Origin of the sequence: Lederbergia lenta NBRC 16444, from assembly GCF_001591545.1 — a bacterium.
In the GTDB taxonomy this organism is placed as follows: domain Bacteria; phylum Bacillota; class Bacilli; order Bacillales; family Bacillaceae_C; genus Lederbergia; species Lederbergia lenta.
This window is the reverse complement of the sequence record NZ_BCVC01000009.1, coordinates 63,762-79,300: the sequence shown is the minus strand read 5'-3', so window position 1 is coordinate 79,300 and position 15,539 is coordinate 63,762. Positions and strand designations below refer to the sequence as shown.

General features: G+C 36.9%; 18 protein-coding genes and 5 tRNA genes. 13 read left to right on the top strand and 10 right to left on the bottom strand.

The features are described 5' to 3' along the window. Positions 1 to 11 precede the first annotated feature (11 nt). The 5 genes from BLE01S_RS18065 to BLE01S_RS18045 all read left to right on the top strand — a co-directional run bounded on the left by BLE01S_RS18065 (position 12) and on the right by BLE01S_RS18045 (position 419). A tRNA-Gly gene (locus BLE01S_RS18065) sits at positions 12 to 85 on the top strand. 12 nt (positions 86 to 97) lie between these two features. Continuing rightward, positions 98 to 174: transfer RNA gene (locus BLE01S_RS18060), tRNA-Ile, on the top strand. Between the two features lies 1 nt (position 175). Beyond that, positions 176 to 247: transfer RNA gene (locus BLE01S_RS18055), tRNA-Asn, on the top strand. A 3-nt stretch (positions 248 to 250) separates the two neighbouring features. Continuing rightward, a tRNA-Ser gene (locus BLE01S_RS18050) sits at positions 251 to 341 on the top strand. A gap of 6 nt (positions 342 to 347) precedes the next feature. Continuing rightward, a tRNA-Glu gene (locus tag BLE01S_RS18045) sits at positions 348 to 419 on the top strand. A 51-nt stretch (positions 420 to 470) separates the two neighbouring features. On the opposite strand, the gene BLE01S_RS18040 is transcribed toward BLE01S_RS18045, so the two are convergent. Both BLE01S_RS18040 and BLE01S_RS18035 read right to left on the bottom strand, forming a co-directional pair. After that, positions 471 to 1,214 (bottom strand): TraR/DksA C4-type zinc finger protein, encoded by a 744-nt coding sequence (locus BLE01S_RS18040; RefSeq protein ID WP_066145655.1) that lies wholly within the window; start codon positions 1,212 to 1,214, stop codon positions 471 to 473. Between the two features lie 146 nt (positions 1,215 to 1,360). Beyond that, complete coding sequence (locus tag BLE01S_RS18035) at positions 1,361 to 2,281, bottom strand: 1,4-dihydroxy-2-naphthoate polyprenyltransferase (RefSeq protein WP_066145652.1); 921 nt, start codon at positions 2,279 to 2,281, stop codon at positions 1,361 to 1,363. A 218-nt stretch (positions 2,282 to 2,499) separates the two neighbouring features. On the opposite strand from BLE01S_RS18035, the gene BLE01S_RS18030 reads away from it, so the two are divergent. From BLE01S_RS18030 to BLE01S_RS18010, 5 genes are all read left to right on the top strand, one after another. Beyond that, positions 2,500 to 3,888: an isochorismate synthase gene (locus BLE01S_RS18030; RefSeq protein ID WP_082788815.1), complete on the top strand. Its 1,389-nt coding sequence runs from the start codon at positions 2,500 to 2,502 to the stop codon at positions 3,886 to 3,888. 3 nt (positions 3,889 to 3,891) lie between these two features. Then, the gene (menD, locus tag BLE01S_RS18025; protein WP_066145645.1) at positions 3,892 to 5,646 is read left to right on the top strand and encodes a 2-succinyl-5-enolpyruvyl-6-hydroxy-3-cyclohexene-1-carboxylic-acid synthase; all 1,755 of its coding nucleotides are present in this window, start codon (positions 3,892 to 3,894) and stop codon (positions 5,644 to 5,646) included. Continuing rightward, a complete protein-coding gene (gene menH, locus BLE01S_RS18020; protein WP_082788814.1) occupies positions 5,643 to 6,452 on the top strand; it encodes a 2-succinyl-6-hydroxy-2,4-cyclohexadiene-1-carboxylate synthase in 810 nt (269 codons plus the stop codon). The genes menD and menH overlap by 4 nt, the downstream gene beginning before the upstream one ends. A 21-nt stretch (positions 6,453 to 6,473) precedes the next feature. Continuing rightward, complete coding sequence (menB, locus tag BLE01S_RS18015) at positions 6,474 to 7,292, top strand: 1,4-dihydroxy-2-naphthoyl-CoA synthase (protein ID WP_066145642.1); 819 nt, start codon at positions 6,474 to 6,476, stop codon at positions 7,290 to 7,292. A gap of 76 nt (positions 7,293 to 7,368) precedes the next feature. Next, positions 7,369 to 8,844: an o-succinylbenzoate--CoA ligase gene (locus tag BLE01S_RS18010; protein ID WP_066145640.1), complete on the top strand. Its 1,476-nt coding sequence runs from the start codon at positions 7,369 to 7,371 to the stop codon at positions 8,842 to 8,844. Positions 8,845 to 8,881: 37 nt separating this feature from the next. Here BLE01S_RS18010 and BLE01S_RS20570 read toward each other — a convergent pair whose 3' ends face one another. From BLE01S_RS20570 to ytzI, 4 genes are all read right to left on the bottom strand, one after another. Further along, positions 8,882 to 9,034, bottom strand: a complete 153-nt coding sequence (locus BLE01S_RS20570; RefSeq protein ID WP_082788813.1) for a DUF1540 domain-containing protein — start codon at positions 9,032 to 9,034, stop codon at positions 8,882 to 8,884. A gap of 84 nt (positions 9,035 to 9,118) precedes the next feature. Continuing rightward, positions 9,119 to 10,057 carry a metal ABC transporter substrate-binding protein gene (locus tag BLE01S_RS18005; protein ID WP_066145636.1) on the bottom strand — a complete coding sequence of 313 codons (939 nt, stop codon included), beginning with the start codon at positions 10,055 to 10,057 and terminating at the stop codon, positions 9,119 to 9,121. Positions 10,058 to 10,152: 95 nt separating this feature from the next. Beyond that, positions 10,153 to 10,380 carry a membrane protein insertion efficiency factor YidD gene (yidD, locus tag BLE01S_RS18000; protein ID WP_066145633.1) on the bottom strand — a complete coding sequence of 76 codons (228 nt, stop codon included), beginning with the start codon at positions 10,378 to 10,380 and terminating at the stop codon, positions 10,153 to 10,155. A gap of 24 nt (positions 10,381 to 10,404) precedes the next feature. Then, positions 10,405 to 10,563, bottom strand: a complete 159-nt coding sequence (gene ytzI, locus BLE01S_RS20900) for a YtzI protein (RefSeq protein WP_111703511.1) — start codon at positions 10,561 to 10,563, stop codon at positions 10,405 to 10,407. Positions 10,564 to 10,667: 104 nt separating this feature from the next. On the opposite strand from ytzI, the gene BLE01S_RS17995 reads away from it, so the two are divergent. After that, positions 10,668 to 11,120, top strand: a complete 453-nt coding sequence (locus tag BLE01S_RS17995; RefSeq protein WP_066145630.1) for a Dps family protein — start codon at positions 10,668 to 10,670, stop codon at positions 11,118 to 11,120. Between the two features lie 61 nt (positions 11,121 to 11,181). Here the strand turns inward: BLE01S_RS17995 and BLE01S_RS17990 are convergent, their stop codons facing one another. Beyond that, positions 11,182 to 11,430: a DUF6154 family protein gene (locus tag BLE01S_RS17990; RefSeq protein WP_066145628.1), complete on the bottom strand. Its 249-nt coding sequence runs from the start codon at positions 11,428 to 11,430 to the stop codon at positions 11,182 to 11,184. 182 nt (positions 11,431 to 11,612) lie between these two features. Between BLE01S_RS17990 and BLE01S_RS17985 the strand changes: the two genes are divergently transcribed. Continuing rightward, entirely contained in the window at positions 11,613 to 11,945 is a 333-nt protein-coding gene (locus BLE01S_RS17985; RefSeq protein WP_326255786.1) for a hydrolase, read from the top strand. Between the two features lie 227 nt (positions 11,946 to 12,172). Here the strand turns inward: BLE01S_RS17985 and BLE01S_RS17980 are convergent, their stop codons facing one another. After that, positions 12,173 to 13,012 (bottom strand): DUF6612 family protein, encoded by an 840-nt coding sequence (locus BLE01S_RS17980; protein WP_066145625.1) that lies wholly within the window; start codon positions 13,010 to 13,012, stop codon positions 12,173 to 12,175. 278 nt (positions 13,013 to 13,290) lie between these two features. On the opposite strand from BLE01S_RS17980, the gene ytkD reads away from it, so the two are divergent. Next, the gene (ytkD, locus tag BLE01S_RS17975; RefSeq protein WP_066145622.1) at positions 13,291 to 13,767 is read left to right on the top strand and encodes an RNA deprotection pyrophosphohydrolase; all 477 of its coding nucleotides are present in this window, start codon (positions 13,291 to 13,293) and stop codon (positions 13,765 to 13,767) included. A gap of 199 nt (positions 13,768 to 13,966) precedes the next feature. On the opposite strand, the gene BLE01S_RS17970 is transcribed toward ytkD, so the two are convergent. Together BLE01S_RS17970 and BLE01S_RS17965 are read right to left on the bottom strand one after the other, a co-directional pair. Further along, positions 13,967 to 14,782: an ABC transporter permease gene (locus tag BLE01S_RS17970; RefSeq protein WP_411825163.1), complete on the bottom strand. Its 816-nt coding sequence runs from the start codon at positions 14,780 to 14,782 to the stop codon at positions 13,967 to 13,969. After that, complete coding sequence (locus BLE01S_RS17965) at positions 14,766 to 15,533, bottom strand: ABC transporter ATP-binding protein (protein WP_066145616.1); 768 nt, start codon at positions 15,531 to 15,533, stop codon at positions 14,766 to 14,768. The genes BLE01S_RS17970 and BLE01S_RS17965 overlap by 17 nt, the downstream gene beginning before the upstream one ends. Between the last annotated feature and the right edge of the window lie 6 nt (positions 15,534 to 15,539).

The window sequence follows — 15,539 nt, the reverse complement described above, 5'->3', positions numbered from 1 at the left end:
AAATTTTCTTTGCGGGTGTAGTTTAGTGGTAAAACCTCAGCCTTCCAAGCTGATGATGAGGGTTCGATTCCCTTCACCCGCTCCATATTTTTTATATGGGCCTGTAGCTCAGCTGGTTAGAGCACACGCCTGATAAGCGTGAGGTCGGTGGTTCGAGTCCACTCAGGCCCACCATTCCGCAGTAGCTCAGTGGTAGAGCTATCGGCTGTTAACCGATCGGTCGTAGGTTCGAATCCTACCTGCGGAGTATGGGGAAGTACTCAAGAGGCTGAAGAGGTGCCCCTGCTAAGGGCATAGGTCGCGTAAGCGGCGCGAGGGTTCAAATCCCTCCTTCTCCGCCATAATTCGGCCCCTTGGTCAAGCGGTTAAGACACCGCCCTTTCACGGCGGTAACACGGGTTCGAATCCCGTAGGGGTCATAGTGAGTTAGTAAAAAACCATTGTCTAAAGACAATGGTTTTTTATTTGTTTCAAGAATCAGTGTCATCTACATAGCCATCTGTTTCTTTATATGGGATGTCTCCGAAAGGAGTATCAGTTCCGGAATTGTCCAGTTTATTTTCGTATGCTTTCACTTCATCCGTTTGTACGACTTCCCTACTTTTTCCACTAATATCAGTCGCAGCAAATGTTTCATATTCCTCTGTAAAACCATCTTTTATCTCGTCTTCATATAATTCATTATAATTATCGTAATCTCCTTCAAAGTCGGAAGGAGTTTCGGAAGTACCGTATTTTGCCACTTCCTGAAAGCTATCTTGGTAATCACGTATGTTACCTTTGTTCCGACCTGCGAAAGAGTTATCCACCGCTGGCTGGATAATATCTTCTTCTACAGGTCGGTCACCTGGCAGTATTTGTTCATTACTATGTTCCACACATGTGGTTGTATACGGAATAGCTTCAAGCCTGTCAAATGGTATACTTTGACCACATTCCGTACATTTTCCGTAGGTTCCATCATCTATTGCTTGTAAAGCTTTATTAACCTTATCCAGCTCTGTTTCTGCATGTATAGAAAGAGCAAGATCTTTTTCCCTTTCAAATAATTCTGTACCCATGTCACCCGGATGATTATCATAAAGAGAAAGTTCACCTGTATTATCTCTGACGTTATTTTCTTCAATTGTAGTTTCTTCTTCAGTTTCTTTTAATTGTTTTTGTTGAATGAAAAGTTCTTCCTTTAACTGTTTTATCTGTTTGTCTGTTAACATACATGTCACTTCCTTCATAGAGTCGTCGTTATAGTATGGTCGAATAATCGCTTTGTTATTTTACATTTTCCCTAATCAATAGTAGCGTTAAACATATTGTAATTAATTGAAAAAAAACACTTGCCGCAAACGGACAAGTGTTGTGGTTAAAGATAACCAATAAAGATACCAATAGACATAAGAAAACCGAAAATAGTATTTGTTTGAGCTGTTGCTTTCATTGCTGGCATCATTTCAATAGGCGCAGTTTTTCCTATAAATCCCTTTACTGCATGAAGAGCTTTAGGAATACTAATAAAAGTAAGAAATAGCCAAGGTGAGGCATCGGTAACTAGTATTAGAAGTATAATCCATAAATAGGAGAGAGTGAACAAACTAGCTAAAAATAAAATGGCGTTTTTTCTTCCAAATAAAATGGCCAATGTTTTTCTGCCGCTTTTTTTATCACCATCTAAATCACGTATGTTATTCGCCAGCATAATTGTCCCAATTAAAATTGATACAGGGATCGATACAAGCATACTTTCACTTGAAATATAGCCAGTCTGGATGAAAAATGAAATTTGAATAATAACAACACCCATAAAAACACCTGATGTTAGTTCTCCAAATGGAGAATAGGCGATGGGCTTTGGTCCACCAGTATAAAAATATCCTGTAGCCATAGAGATAAACCCGACTACTGCGATCCACCAACTACTATTTGCAGATATATAGACACCGAGCAGTAGCGCCAAGGCAAAGAATGTAAAAGCAAGTCTTAACACCGTTTTCGACTTTACTCCGTTTCTAACAATTGCTCCTCCGATACCAACAGAGTTTTCGTTATCAAGGCCTCGCTTATAATCAAAATACTCATTGAACATATTTGTTGCTGCTTGGATGAGCAGGCTAGCAATAAGCATTGATAAAAATAGCAAGAGATGAACGGACGTATATTTTACCGCTAAAGCTGTTCCAAGCAAAACTGGAACAAAGGCAGCAGTTAATGTATGTGGTCGGGTCAATTGCCACCAAATTCGCCAGCCTTTATCTGCAGGAACAGGCGTATGTGTTTGAAGATTCATTAAGATGTCGCTCCCTTATCATATTACGGTGAAATAAAATAAAAATGGTCACCTCTTAAAGTGTAGGTAATGATAAGATGGGTGTCAATCTATTTTCACATTATCTTAATATAACTAAGGTAATTTTTATGTTGAGCAGGATTCCTACATTTAGTTATCACTTTCATATATAATAAGATGGTAAGAATAAAGAAAAGATCGGTGCTTTAGGAGAGATTATGTTGACTAAAACATTAATGAAGTCTAGATTTGACCGTGCTTCAAAGCAAGTGAAGCATAATGATCAAGCGAAGTTATATAGCTTTACTATAAAAATTGATCCATGTGACCCTATCCTATTTTATAAAAATAATCAACATCTGTACGAAGGAAAAAGTTTCTTTTGGAAAAGTCCAGATGAAGATTTTAGCTTGGTAGGGCTAGGTGCTGCATATATCATAAAAAGAAATAGCAGTACTTCTGATAGATTTAAATATATTGAAAAGAAATGGAATAAGCTTTGCGAACAGGCAACGATTGAGAACCCATATGAGGTTCCTGGTACTGGCCCCTTATTATTTGGTGGATTTTCATTTGATGCAAATAGCATGAAGGAAGAAGAATGGAATTCATTCGATCAATCATTGTTTTATTTACCTGAATTTTTATTAACAGTTGTAGACAGTGTTTATTACGTGACAGTTAATCATTTTAGTGAAAAATATGCAACTATAGAAGAAGCAAAGGTACTTATTGATCAACTTATAAGTAATGCAGTTATGTATCAACAGTCGGAGCCGGTGCCAATAATTAAACAAGAAGAAATAGAACCAAATGACTGGGTAGAGAAGGTAGAAGAAATTGTGCAGGATTTAAAACAAACAAGCCTTCAAAAAGTCGTAATGGCACGTAAGATGAAGTTGAAGTTTGCGGAGCCTGCAAATATACCACATGTCATTCAACAACTAGTTTTACAGCAACCTAACAGTTTTATCTTTGCACTAAATGTAGAAAAAAGCTGTTTTTTGGGTGCTTCTCCAGAAAGATTAGTGAAAAAAACAGGCAGTGAAGTATTATCAACTAGTCTTGCGGGTTCAATTGAAAGAGGAAGTGATTTGAAAGAGGATAAGGAACTTGAAAAGCAACTTTTACATGATCAGAAAAACCTTTTTGAACATCAACTTGTCGTTTCTATGATTAAAGATGCTTTGGGACCTCATTGTGATAAAATGAACATACCAACTCAGCCTATGATTATGAAAACACCCGATATTCAACATTTATATACTCCGGTAGTTGGACAAATGAAACCTGAAAACTCGATACTTCAGGTTTTGGAAGGGCTGCATCCTACTCCTGCACTTGGTGGGGTTCCGACCAAAGATGCGTTGGAGATTATCCGTAAAAAGGAAGAAATGGATAGGGGCTTTTATGCAGCGCCAGTAGGATGGATGGATTATCGTGGAAATGGTGAGTTTATAGTTGCTATTCGGTCAGGGCTTATTAAGGAAGATGAAGCTTATCTTTATGCTGGCTGTGGATTGGTGAGTGAGTCAAAACCTGAAGATGAATTAATTGAGACAAGGATAAAATTTCGACCAATGTTGCGAGCTACAGGAGGTAATTAAAGTATGAGTGATCAAGAGGCGCTAACTAGCTATTTAGCTGCTTTTATAGAAGGGTTAGAACAAGCTGGGATTAAAGATGTTGTTATTAGCCCTGGTTCGCGTTCGACACCATTGGCACTATTATTTGCTGAACATCCAAATATAGATATATATGTAAACATTGATGAACGCTCTGCAGGTTTCTTTGCATTAGGGCTAGCCAAAGCTTCTAGAAAGCCGGTAGCCCTGCTTTGTACGTCTGGAACAGCTGCTGCAAACTATTATCCTGCTGTTGTGGAGGCAAGCTTATCTAGAGTACCTTTGATTGTGTTAACAGCTGACAGACCACATGAATTACGTGATGTAGGTGCACCTCAAGCGATTGATCAAATTCATCTGTATGGGCGACATGTACGATGGTTTACAGAAATGTCACTCCCTGAAAAAGGGAATACTATGCTAAATTATGCAAGCACAGCTGCTACACGAGCGGTATCCGAAGCTCTAGGATTACCATCTGGTCCAGTCCATTTGAATTTTCCGTTGCGTGAACCACTCTTACCGCAACTTGATCCCTCTCCTTTTTTAAAAAAGAATGCAACTGCAGTAAAAAGGGAACTTAAATTCGGAAGACTTGAATTACCAAAAGAAGTATATCTTGAAATTGCAGAAGAATGGCGAGGTTATGAGAAGGGACTCATTGTATGTGGCCCTTTAGATCAGCCTGGTTTTTCTGAAGCAATAATAGAATTAGGTGAAGTTCTAGGGTTTCCAATTTTTGCTGATCCGCTATCTCAATTAAGAAGTGGATCAAGTTCTAATGAACTTGTGATTGATAGTTATGATGCAATTTTAAAAACGGAAGAAGTTCGTTTAAACTTTCAGCCAGAATTAATTATCCGTTTTGGAGGAATGCCAGTATCAAAACCACTTTCATTATTTTTACAAAATGCGAAAAATGTGAAGCAAGTGATTGTTGATGGGAACCGGAGTTGGCGAGATCCTTATCATGTTGGAACAGAAATGGTCTATTGTGACGAGATAAATTTATGTAAGTTGGTTTCCAAGGTGATTCCAAAGAGGGATATATCGACTTGGTTGATGGATTGGTTAGAAATGAATCAGATTACGAAAAATGTAATTGAGGCTCAATTACATTCAGAATCTAAACTAGATGAAGGTAAGGCAATTAGGGAACTTTCTAGATGGATTCCTGAAGATAGTATTATTTTTGTCGGCAATAGTATGCCAATCAGGGATATGGATACATTTTTTCATACAAACAAAAAAAATATTCGTATTATGGCTAATCGTGGTGCAAATGGGATTGATGGAGTCATCTCCACTGCACTTGGTTCGTCGGTGCATTCTCGTCCACTATTCCTCGTAATTGGAGATTTGTCCTTTTTCCATGATATGAATGGACTACTGGCAGCCAAAATTTACAATTTAAATATTAATATTATTTTACTGAATAATGACGGTGGAGGAATTTTCTCATATTTACCGCAAATAAAAGAGCCAAAACATTTTGAAGTGTTATTTGGTACACCTACTGGCTTGAATTTTGAGCATGCAGTCAAGTTGTATCATGGTCAATACACGAGGATAAATGATTGGGAATCTTTTCAGGTAGCGATGATAGATGCGGCTAATTATGAAGGATTAAATGTGATTGAAATACCAACAGACCGAGCGGAGAACACGGCGAGTCACCGAAGAATTTGGGAACAAGTTTCCCGGGAAATAAACAAATACTTACAAAGTGTCGAAAAATGATTATTACAGTAAACGAAGTAAATTATCATGTTTCTGTTGCTGGTAATGGTACACCGCTTTTACTTTTACATGGTTTTACGGGAGATATAACAACCTGGAATAATGTTGTGCAGCATTTAAAGGGAACCTACAAAGTTATCTCGATAGATATCATTGGTCATGGTAATACTGATTCTCCGAATGATATCGATAAATACGACATAGAGCGTGTAGCACACGATTTGATGCTAATAATGGATAAGATGAGCATTGAAAAGGCACATATGCTCGGCTATTCTATGGGAGGAAGACTAGCGCTTAGTTTTGCGATGATCTTTCCAAAAAAAGTGATAAGCTTAATACTTGAAAGTGCTTCGCCTGGACTTAAAACTGTTAAGGATAGAGAAAAGCGAAAACAGAGTGATGCTTTGTTAGCCATGATGATTGAAGATAAAGGGATGGGGGAATTTGTTAATTATTGGGAAGAAATTCCTTTATTTTCGACACAGCAACAATTGCCTGAAGAGAAACAAAAGCAAATTCGAACTCAAAGATTAGCGAATAGTCCTAGTGGATTAGCGAATAGTTTGAGGGGGATGGGAACGGGCTCACAACCTTCCTGGTGGGATAAGTTAGGGGAATTAGATAAACCAGTTAAGTTGATTTGTGGTGAAGCGGATGGGAAGTTTTGCGAGATTGCTAAAGAGATGCAAAAAAAGCTTCCCAATTGCCAGTTTACTGTCGTTCAAAGAGCTGGACATGCAATACATGTGGAAGACCCTGAAATATTTGGTACAATAGTAAGGGAGTTTTTATCAGCAATTTAATTTACATAAGGAGGAATTAACATGGCGTATGATTGGGTAACGGAAAGAGAATACGAAGATATTCTATATGAAACATATAATGGGATTGCAAAGATTACAATTAACAGACCCGAAGTAAGAAATGCATTTCGTCCAAAAACGGTAATGGAACTAATTGATGCATTTGCTTATGCAAGGGATGATTCAAATGTAGGGGTAATAGTTCTTACTGGAGCGGGCGATCTTGCTTTCTGTTCAGGTGGGGATCAATCTGTAAGAGGGCACGGTGGTTATGTAGGAGAAGATAATATTCCACGCTTGAATGTTCTTGACTTACAAAGGCTTATTCGTGTAATTCCAAAGCCGGTTGTGGCGATGGTAGCAGGTTATGCGATTGGCGGCGGCCATGTGTTGCATGTAGTGTGTGATTTAACTATTGCAGCAGATAATGCAAGATTTGGGCAAACAGGACCAAATGTTGGTAGCTTTGATGCTGGATATGGTTCAGGATACTTAGCACGTATTGTAGGACATAAAAAAGCAAAAGAAATTTGGTTTTTATGCCGTCAATATGATGCGCAAGAGGCGCTAGAAATGGGACTTGTAAATACAGTCGTGCCACTTGAGCAGTTAGAAGATGAAACAGTAAAATGGTGCGAAGAAATGCTTGAGAAAAGCCCTACGGCTTTACGTTTTCTAAAAGCTGCTTTCAATGCTGATACAGATGGTCTTGCTGGATTGCAGCAACTTGCTGGAGATGCAACACTTCTATATTACACATCTGATGAAGCAAAAGAAGGTAGAGATGCATTTAAAGAAAAGCGTAAACCGGACTTTGGACAATTCCCAAGATTTCCGTAATGAAACAAGAACATAGGAGCTTGATGGCTTATACCATCAGGCTTTTCTTTATATGATAAAAGAAGGAGATTTATTAATGGAGGAATCTATTCCGAATTGGCTTATGCAGAGAGCATATTTGACTCCGAGCAGAATTGGCCTTGTTTTTCGTGAACAATCGTGGACTTTTGCACATATGAAAGAATGTGTTTTCAATTTTGCTGGAAAACTTTCATCCTTATCTATTGCTGAGGGGATGAGAGTTGGTATTCTAATGAAAAATAGCCCGGAAACGATATGGGCAATTCATGCTTTACAACAACTCGGGGCAGAAATTGTATTTCTAAATCATCGTCTTACGAGTGAAGAAATAACGTTTCAGTTAGAGGATAGTGAAGCGAGCATTTTGATTTATCACTCTGATTTTAATGATATAGCTCACCAGATTCACGGTGATTATAAAGGTATTTCAATATATTCTCAGGTTGAAATTGAGCAATGTACAGTGAAAAAGTTTGCAAATGTGAATGAATTTCAATTGAAAAAAACTTGTTCGATTATGTATACATCAGGTACGACTGGAAAACCTAAGGGAGTTTTACAAACATACGGAAATCATTGGTGGAGTGCCACAGGGTCTGCTTTGAACCTTGGTTTACATTCAGATGATTCATGGCTTTGTGCTGTTCCATTATTTCATATAAGTGGTCTGTCGATTTTGATGAGAAGCATAATTTATGGGATGCCCGTTTATTTAATGGAACAATTCGATGAACAGAAAGCAAATGCCTTATTACAATCGGGAAAAATTACGATTATGTCAGTCGTGTCTGCTATGCTTAATCGCATGCTTAATCTGCTTAATGATGAAAAGTATCATGAGAATTTTCGTTGTATGCTCTTAGGTGGAGGAGCGGCCAGGCTACATCAGCTTGAACAATGTAGAGATAAAGGGATACCTGTGTTCCAAACATATGGGATGACAGAGACGTCTTCACAGATTGTCACACTTTCACCGGAAGATAGTTTATTAAAACTAGGTTCGGCTGGAAAACCCTTATTTCCTTCGCAGTTGAAAATCTTGACTGAGACAGACAGGAATGCTGTTGCTGGAGAGGCAGGAGAAATAATTGTAAAGGGTCCTAATGTCACTCAAGGCTATATAAATAGGATAGAAGCAAATGATAAAGCCTTTGTCGATGGCTGGTTTCGGACAGGCGATATCGGTTATGTTGATAAAGAAGGTTTTCTCTACGTTTTAGACAGAAGATCAGATTTAATCATATCTGGTGGTGAGAATATTTATCCAGCGGAAATAGAAGAAGTTATTTTAGAGATGGATGAAATAAAAGAGGCTGGTGTCATCGGTGTAGAAGATGCAATCTGGGGAAAGGTTCCTTATGCATTTATCGTATCCGATAGAAGGTTGGAAGAGGTAGACGTATTAAACTATTGTCGTACAAAACTTGCTGCATATAAATTACCGAAACGCGTCATTCAAATTGAAGCAATTCCGCGTAATGGAGCGAATAAAGTGATGCGTCGTCATTTATTACAATTTATCCACGAATAAAAAATGGAAGGCAGCAATTACACTGCCCTCCATTTTTTTATTCTGGTTTAAACGTTTGACAGTCGGTTTCTTGTTCTGTTTCGGCCTTTTTACCGGTTCTACTGACAACATAAATTTGATCTGCTGAGCATAAGTTTCCCTTTTTCCAGAAATGACAGTTTTGCACTTCACATAGTACATCTTCAGCCATACGTATCACTCCTCACAGTTTATAGATGATACATATATAGCATTTGTCTCCGACTGGGGCTTATAACAGGAAAAATCAAACAGCCTATTGTAATGCCTTCTCTAAAACTTTTATATTGTTTTTCATTAGTGTAAAATACGTCTCTTTTTTATTTAATTCATCCTCTGTTAAAACAGCTAAATTGTGTATTCTCAACGCTTCAGTACCTGTTTCTTGGCGAATTACATCTGCAAGACGAGAATTAATATTTTGTTCATATAAAATATATGGTATTTGCTCACTTTTTACAGTATCCACAATGTTTTTTAATTTTTTTTGGGATGGTTCCTGTGAAGATGAAATGCCCGAAATTGGAATTTGTTTTAAATTATACCGATTTTCCCAATATCCATATGCTGCATGTGCGATAATAAATTTTTTGCGTGCTGCATTCTCAGCTAACTCTTTAAATTGTGTATCAATTTCGTCAAATTGAATAGCTAAGGTAGCATAGTTCTTTTCAAACAATTCTCGTTGTTCGGGTATCTGTTCAGATAAAGAATCTAATATTTTTTTTGCCATTTCTTTTGCATAGATAGGATCAATCCATATATGGGGGTCAATATCTCCATGGTTATGCCCAGCATGTTCATGGTCCTCGCCAGCATGCTCATCTTCAATTGTTGGCTCTAAATTAATCTCTTCTCCAATGGCGATCATTTGCACATGATCATTCTTTAAAACCGTCTTTGCTTTGTCCGCAAAACCTTCTAAGCCTAGACCAATATAAAAGAACAGGTCAGCATCTGCTAGGTTCATCATGTCTTTTTGTGATGGCTCATACGTATGTTCATCAGCTCCTGGTGGATAAATGGATTTTACGTTTACAAAATCGCCACCGATTTGCTCTGTAAAATAACGAAGAGGATAAACAGTTGTATAAACATCAAGTTTTTCCTTTCGTTTTTCATTTCCCATATTATTATTTGAACAACCAGCAAGCAATAGTAATAGTGAAAATAACGCTAATAATAGCTTTTTCATTAAATAACCTCCTAAAAGCATATCAATAAGAATGATTACGATTTGTGGTACGAAAAATAGCTTACTGGAATTTCAAATAAAAAGCAACCAGTAAGCTATTTATTTTCTTTTTCGGGGATAGGATCAAAACCACCAGGGTGGAACGGGTGACATTTTACAATTCGTTTTACTGTAAGCCAGCCTCCCCGAATGGCACCAAATCTTTGGATAGCTTCCAGACCATATTGAGAGCAGGTTGGATAAAATCGGCAAGATGGTGGTTTTAGGGGGGAGATAACAACTTGATAAAAGCGAATGAATGTTAAAAAGATCTTTGCTAGCATCTAAATCGCTTCTTTCCATTAAAATTATCTATTTATATTTGAATTAATATCATTTCCATATGTTTTTTTGTCGACCGGATCAACTGTATGTTTAAATGAATATGCTTTTGAAGTGACTAACGCAGTTACCGCGACCACAATAATACAAATGAGAATGGAAAGTACCATTATGAATGTAAACATGTAAATCCTCCTTAAATGTATAACTATTATAGCATAATAAGAGGAGAGTTGTTGGTTTAAAGGAAGGGTTTAACGGGTAATATACGGTTAGGAGGAATGATACAATGGCTACAAATGAGCAAAAAAAATTAGTTGAAGTTGTAAATAAACAAGTTGCAAACTGGACGGTGCTTTTTACGAAGTTACATAATTTCCATTGGTACGTAACTGGACACCATTTCTTTGTTCTTCATGAAAAATTTGAAGAACTTTACAATGAAGCAGGAGTGCATATTGATGAATTAGCGGAAAGAATTCTAGCTCTTGATGGAAAACCGGTTGCCACATTAACAGAGTCTCTTGAACTTGCAAGTGTGAAAGAAGCAAAAGGTGGAGAGAAGGCAGATGAAATGGTACAAGCTATCGTTGATGACTTTACCATTCTAACTGAGGAACTCAGAGATGGTATCGAGCTTTCTGAGAAATCGGGTGATGATACAACTGGTGATATGTTACTGGCAGTTCATCAAAGTTTAGAAAAGCATAATTGGATGCTTAAAGCTTATTTAGGAAAATAATTGAAGATAAATACCTAATTGAAAAAGCAGCCGTTATGAGGCTGCTTTTTTTCTATGTATATTAATGTAAGTGTTGAGATGATGAAAAGTGGTTATCATTGTCTGATTGTTCGAACTTCCCTTTCAGTGTTTCTAATAAGTATAAACGAATAAAGTATTGAAGTTCATATTCATCCATATCGTTCACTAACCCTAATAGCTCTTTTCGATTATAATGTTCCAAAACAGCAAATGTGATCATATCCAAATCTTCTTCATCACCTGTCAGCCTATCCCGATACATTTCAAATAATTCATCGACAAGCCTCATAATATTTCACCTCTTTTTTATAAAATAATCATCCCATACCCGAACCATCCAAGCAACTTATATTTTATATATACCCGTAATTTTCTATAAACAATCGGTTATTTCAAAAAATATCTGTTAAGAATAAAATAGGTGAAACTGTAGCAAAATATGCATATAATTTTAATTTTTTCAAAAAGGATGTGATCAGGTTGAAGAAAAATACTTATTATATAGCAATTGGCTCAGGTGAAATCATGAGCACCCCAACAGCTTCACCATGGCAATTTAAAATAGAGGCAACCGATGAAGAAATTAAAAATTTAAGGGCACTTTTTGATTCAAGTGCTGACAATAGCGTGGCCGATTTCCTTCGGGCTCATATACCGTATCGTGATTATCATCGGGATCCAACAAATGATATATATGATCAGAATTTATTCCGTGCTTATGAAACCGTCCATCAATTAGGAGATGAAGAAGCAAGAAGCCATATTGAAAGCATGGGAATTTTAACAGACTTCACAAGTGAATAAAGGAACAACGGCTAAGAACGCCACATCGTGCAGCAACGCGATTATGACTCTCATTGTGTGTGCGTAAACGATAGGGATGGCTCATCGACCCTAGTTGAGATAAGATAGGTGAAGGAATACGAAAAGCAATAAAAAGTGATGTTACTCATAAAAAAACCGGAAATTATGAAGTGCCCCCTAAAAGTTAGATTGTAACTTTTAGGGGGCATTTCATTATCCGGATATTTTTATTGATTCTCTAAATCATTAAAATCAATTTCTTGTGCATTATCAAGAGCTTCTTGTGGAACTTCAATACTATCGATTTTATTATAATCGGCATAATCAGATTTGATATTTTGACGCATGCTCATTTTTTGTCCGTCCATATTTAATGTAGTATCCATTTTAATGTTCATCTTGGTCGTATAAAAAGTTTCTTTATCAATGAAAATTTCATACTCTACTGCATTAATGTCCATACCTTCAAATAATTCAGGATCCTGCATTTCTGCTGGCATTGAATTCATTGCTGTTTCTTTTATAAAGTCAGTAAATTTCTCGCCATCTGCTTTTAAATGTAAAATATATTGTGAGTTATCTTGTTTAAAATCGAAATCATCTACGAAAGTCTTTAATTGCTCTAGTTGATCAGACGGATTTGTTTGACCATCTTGTAATTGTAACAACTGATCTGTCATTTCTACTGGTAGCTTAATCCACATTTTTTCAGTAGGTTCAAACATATAGAAACCTTTATCTGTTAAATAAGCTTCCATTTCAATCTTTTCTTCACCGTTTCCTTGGCCCATATCCATAGAAGTTGTCATGACTTGATGAAGTGTAATTGGATCTGTAATATATTTCATATCAGCTTTCATCTTAATATCGAATGATTCGCCGTCCACTTCCATTTGTTGATCCATATCCATTTTGGAAGAAAAGCTTTTTAACTCTTTATTCGCTTCCGTTGATTTATCAAATACTTCTTGTAAAGTTAGATCACTTTCCTTAACTTGTTTTTCTTTTTGATTATTTTCATCATTCGCTACAACCTTATTATTTGTTTCTTTTTCTTTATTCTTCACGGGTTAGGCAGTTTGACCACAAGCTGCAATAAAAACAGTCAAAACTGCTATAAAGCATATTGATAAAAATTTCTTCATTTCTCCAACTCCTCTAAAGTTAATTAAGTATGTTCTTTGTTTTTACCTTACGTCTATGTGTACGAACTGATAAAATAAAAGGTTCCATGAATTACTAGAAATATGTCGAAAGTACTGTCTGGAGAATAGATAAATGGTTATAAAGTAACGCTTTATCAAGTATAATTAGAAAAAACAAATACTATAAAGGAAAAATAAAAATGAAGGAATTTTATGATATATATAACAATAAGGTATTTCTTACTTTTAACACTTCATTCCAAATAGAGGCATGCCACGTTTTGGTTATTTGTAGATATCAAGACAGGTGGCTATTAACGAAGCATTCCAAAAGAGGGTTGGAATTTCCTGGAGGGAAGAGAGAATCAGGAGAGACAATTGAAGAAGCTGCACGGAGGGAAGTGGCAGAGGAAACAGGGGGGATTGTACGAACAATTATGTATCTAGGAGAATATTTAGTCGAAGACAAACTTTCTCGTCCATTTGTAAAAGCAATTTATTATGCCGAAATTTCATCACTAGAGGCAAAGGATGATTATTTAGAAACAAACGGACCGGTATTGATTGGAGCTGATCTCATTTCTAGGTTACATCAACCCGAATACAGTTTTATTATGAAAGATGAAGTTATACCAGCAGCAATATCAAAAATAGTAGAATTAGGGTTATATAAATAAAACGGCTGGATGTTAGCAGCCGCTTAAATATATAAACTTTATTTTAGTGGTTCAGTTGTCTCCAGTCGCTTCCACTTTTCTATACTTTCTAGCTACAGCTCCTAACCCAAGAGGTCACAAGTCAAATTGCTGTTTTAGCTGGCTGAAGATCTGCCTCCTCGCAGTTTGTCTTTTGCTTGTAGGGGCTGTTCAAGGCGCTTTAATCATTATCTTTGATTAGTTTTTTTTCGAGCCATTCTACTCCTTGGTACATTAGTGTAGCAAAGATCGCAATTAGTAGTAGTGAGAGCATGACAAGGGTGAAGTTAAATACTTGAAATCCGTAAATGATCATGTAACCGAGTCCTTTGGCAGAAACAAGAAACTCTCCGACGATTACGCCGACCCAAGATAATCCAACATTGACTTTTAAGGTAGAAATGATCGTTGGGAAAGATGCAGGTAATATAGCTTCTTGGAACTTTTGCTTTCTTGTTGCCCCAAATGTACTTAGTACTTTTAAGTAATTTTCATCTACATTCCGAAATGCAGTATAGACGACAATAGTTGTAATAATGACAGATATGATCGCCCCCATTGCGATGATGGATGTAAATCCGGGACCAAGTCCAACAATTAGAATAGGGCCAAGAGCAATCTTTGGCATCGCATTTAAAATAACGAGATAAGGATCAAGGATTTTGGAAAGGAAAGGTGACCACCAAAGGGTTGCAGCAAGTATTGTACCTAATACGGTTCCAATAATAAATCCAAGTACTGTTTCAAAAACAGTTACACCTAAATGGGTAAACAGTGAAGCATCTGCAATTTTATCTATGAATAGGTTTGCAATTTTCGAAGGGTAGCTGAAAATAAGTGGGTCAATCCAATGAAGCCGGCTTGCTACCTCCCAAAAAGAGAAAAACACAATAAAGATCAACAATTGATAAAAAAACACCCATTTGTTCTCTTTCGCCAAACGCTGTTTATAACTTGCATGAAGGAGCTCTGGATTAATTTTATGATTCAAGAGAATCCAACTCCTTCCAAATTAATTGAAATAAATGATTATAAGTATCTCTGCTACGGACATCAAATGGTTTAAGTGATCTTAGTTCATCTGGTACGGAAAAGGTTTTATAAAGTCGACCAGGTTTGGAAGCGAATAGCAAAATGCGATCACTCATTGAAATTGCTTCGCCAATATCGTGGGTTACTAGTACGGCTGTTTTACCATATTGTTTTAATGTTTCAAACACAAGATCTTCTAATTTTAGCTTTGTTTGATAATCCAGCGCAGAGAATGGTTCATCTAATAGCAATAGTTTTGGATTAACAGCCATCGTTCTAGCCAAGGCTGCACGCTGTCTCATTCCACCTGATAATTGACGTGGGAACTGTTTCTCCACATCTGAGAGACCGACTTGTTTTAGGAAATGTAATGCTTCTTGCTTTGTTTCTACTGATAGTTTTCCGGTTAGTTCTAAACCAAGCAGAAGATTTTCTTCGATTGTTTTCCACGGAAACAGGTAATCCTGCTGTAGCATATATCCGATTGAGTTTGTATGTGAATTAGGTGGAAACTGATCAATTGTAATGCTTCCACTTGTCGGCGTAATTAGTCCGGACAAAATGGAAAGCATCGTTGTTTTTCCGCAACCACTAGGTCCTAGGAGGGAAATAAACTCTCCTTTTTCTACTGAAAAAGAAATATTCTCTAAAGCAGCGGTGACGGTGGAGGGTGAAAAGTAATGGTGACCGACATTATCTACTTGTATAAAACTCATCGATTC